Here is a 2,642-nt window from a genome sequence, read left to right as displayed (position 1 = left end):
GGGCGGGGGAGAGGCCGGGCAGCGTGCGATGGGGGTCCCTCCCTGCTCGAGCGGAGCCGAGAGCTTGGGGGAGGGCGGTACGCAGGGGCGCCACGTGCTCCTCGGGGGCGCCCGCGGCCGTGAGCTTGGCCGCCATGTACGTGAACCAGCGGCCGGGCCGGGTCTCCCGGGTCCGGCGGACGATCGCGAGGTCGGCCTCGTGCATCGCGACCCAGGCGCCGGAGGCCTCACGCACCCGGCCCGACAGGCCGTGGTGGTCCGGGTGGTGGTGGGTGACGATCACGCCGTGCAGGTCCCGGACGGACGTACCGCAGGCGGTCAGGCCTTCGGTGAGTGTGTCCCAGGACGCCGGGTCGTCCCAGCCCGTGTCGATCAGGACGGGGCCGCGGTCGGTGTCGACGGCGTACACGAGTGTGTGGCCGAGGGGGTTGTCCGGGATGGGGACCGGGATGCTCCACACGCCCCCGCCGAGATCGGTCACCTGCGTCCTGGCCACCATGGGCTCCCCCCTCGCCGTGTCCCGAACGCCATCATAACTAGAACATGTTCCTATGGGAGGGCTGTCGTAGTCGTGGACTCCTCGAAGGGGAACTGGTATCAGTTCCCGTGTATCCGCACCTGATGGATCGTCAGAGAACGTGTTCGTCAGGGAACAGGGATCAGGGAACGCACGTACCCGGGGAGGCAGTCGACCATGGCCGAGCTCGTGGAACACCGTCAGCTGTTCATCGGCGGGGAGTTGACCGACCCCCTGGGCCAGGACGTCATCGAGGTCGTGTCGCCGCACACCGAGGAGGTCATCGGACGCGTTCCGCACGCCTCGCGCGCCGATGTCGACCGGGCCGTCGCCGTCGCCCGGCAGGCCTTCGACGAGGGGCCCTGGCCGCGTACGACGCTGGAGGAGCGCATCGAGGTCGTCGGGCGGATCAAGGACGCGATCGCCGTACGGCACGAGGAGATCGCCCGTGTCATCTCCGCCGAGAACGGCACCCCGTACACCTCGTCCGTGATGGTGCAGGCGCTCGCCTCGATGATGGTGTGGGACGCGGCGATCACCACGGCGCGCGGCTTCACCTACGAGGAGAAGCGCGACGGCATCCTCGGCAAGCTGCTCGTGCGGCGTGAGCCCGTCGGCGTGGTCGCGGCCGTCGTGCCGTGGAACGTGCCGCAGTTCACCGCCGCCGCCAAGCTCGCGCCCGCGCTGCTCGCCGGCTGCACCGCGATCCTGAAGGTGTCGCCCGAGACCCCGCTGGACGCCTACCTGCTGGCGGAGATCGTCGCCGAGGCCGGGCTGCCCGAAGGGGTGCTGTCGATCCTGCCCGCCGACCGCGAGGTCAGTGAGTACCTGGTCGGGCACCCCGGGGTCGACAAGGTGTCCTTCACCGGGTCGGTGGGCGCGGGCAAGCGGGTCATGGAGGTCTGCGCCCGCAACCTCACCCGCGTCACCCTGGAACTGGGCGGCAAGTCGGCGGCGGTGATCCTGCCGGACGCCGACGCGCAGACCGCCGTCGCCGGGATCGCGCCCTTCGCCTGGATGATCAACGGCCAGGCGTGTGTGGCCCAGACCCGCATCCTCGTGCCGCGCACCCGCTCCACCGAGTTCGCCGAGGCCTTCGCCGCCGTCGCGAGCGCGCTGAAGGTCGGCGACCCGCTCGACCCGGCCACCGAGCTCGGCCCGCTGGTCGCCCGGCGCCAGCAGCAACGCTCCCTCGACTACATCCGCATCGGCCAGGAGGAGGGCGCCAAGATCCTGACGGGCGGCGGGCGTCCGGCCGGCTTCGAGAAGGGCTGGTACGTCGAGCCGACCCTCTTCGGCGACGTGGACAACTCCATGCGGATCGCCCGCGAGGAGATCTTCGGGCCGGTCATCTGCCTCATCCCGTACGGGGACGAGAGCGAGGCCGTGAAGATCGCGAACGACTCGGAGTACGGGCTGAGCGGCAGCGTGTGGACCGCCGACGTGGAGCGCGGTATCGAGGTCGCGCGGCAGGTCCGTACCGGCACCTACTCCGTCAACACCTTCAGCCTCGACATGCTCGGCCCGTTCGGCGGCTACAAGAACTCCGGTCTGGGGCGGGAGTTCGGGCCCGAGGGATACGGCGAGTACTTCGAGCACAAGATGATCCACCTGCCCGCGGGCTGGGAGGCCTAGGGATGGGCGATCGCTGGCAGGTCGAGGTCGACCGCTCCCTGTGCATCGGCTCGGCCCAGTGCCTCCACCACGCCCCCGACGGCTTCCGCCTCGACGCGGCCCGGCAGTCCCACCCCACCGACCCGGAGACCGACGCCAACGAGAAGGTCCTGGAGGCGGCGGAGAGCTGCCCGGTGGAGGCGATCGTGATCACGCTGCTGGGGAGCGGGGAGGCGGTGTTCCCTCCGGAGGACTAGGGAGCCAGGGCCCTGGAGGGCCGTCCCGTCAGGGTTGAGGCCCGTTCCATCAGGGCTCGTAGTCCTCGATCAGGCGGTTGATGAGCTGGTGCAGGACGTTTGCTCGGGTGCGGTCGTCCTGTTGGGCTCGTAGCGCTTGCTCGGTTGTGCGGAGAGCGCGCCAGGCTCCCGGGTTCTCGTCCATCACCTCGTCGACGAGTGGTTCGGAGATCAGGGCGAGGCATTCGGCGAGTCGGAGTCGGGTGGCGGGGGAG

The 2,642-nt window shown here is 70.4% G+C and carries 3 protein-coding genes and 1 pseudogene; 2 read left to right on the top strand and 2 right to left on the bottom strand.

Annotated features, from left to right (window positions below):
* The coding region (locus FNH04_RS44520) for an MBL fold metallo-hydrolase (protein ID WP_152791921.1) at positions 1-499 on the bottom strand (499 nt) is incomplete at its 3' end.
* Positions 500-694: 195 nt separating this feature from the next.
* On the opposite strand from FNH04_RS44520, the gene FNH04_RS44515 reads away from it, so the two are divergent.
* Positions 695-2,152 carry an aldehyde dehydrogenase gene (locus FNH04_RS44515; protein ID WP_152791920.1) on the top strand — a complete coding sequence of 486 codons (1,458 nt, stop codon included), beginning with the start codon at positions 695-697 and terminating at the stop codon, positions 2,150-2,152.
* Between the two features lie 2 nt (positions 2,153-2,154).
* The gene (locus tag FNH04_RS44510; RefSeq protein ID WP_152791919.1) at positions 2,155-2,388 is read left to right on the top strand and encodes a ferredoxin; all 234 of its coding nucleotides are present in this window, start codon (positions 2,155-2,157) and stop codon (positions 2,386-2,388) included.
* Between the two features lie 49 nt (positions 2,389-2,437).
* Here FNH04_RS44510 and FNH04_RS44505 read toward each other — a convergent pair.
* Positions 2,438-2,642 (bottom strand): annotated as a pseudogene (locus tag FNH04_RS44505) (hypothetical protein); the annotation flags it as partial.

The organism is Streptomyces phyllanthi (genome assembly GCF_009377205.1).
Lineage (GTDB): Bacteria > Actinomycetota > Actinomycetes > Streptomycetales > Streptomycetaceae > Streptomyces > Streptomyces phyllanthi.
Note: the sequence above shows the minus strand (reverse complement) of the source record. Positions and strands in the feature narration are given on the sequence as shown.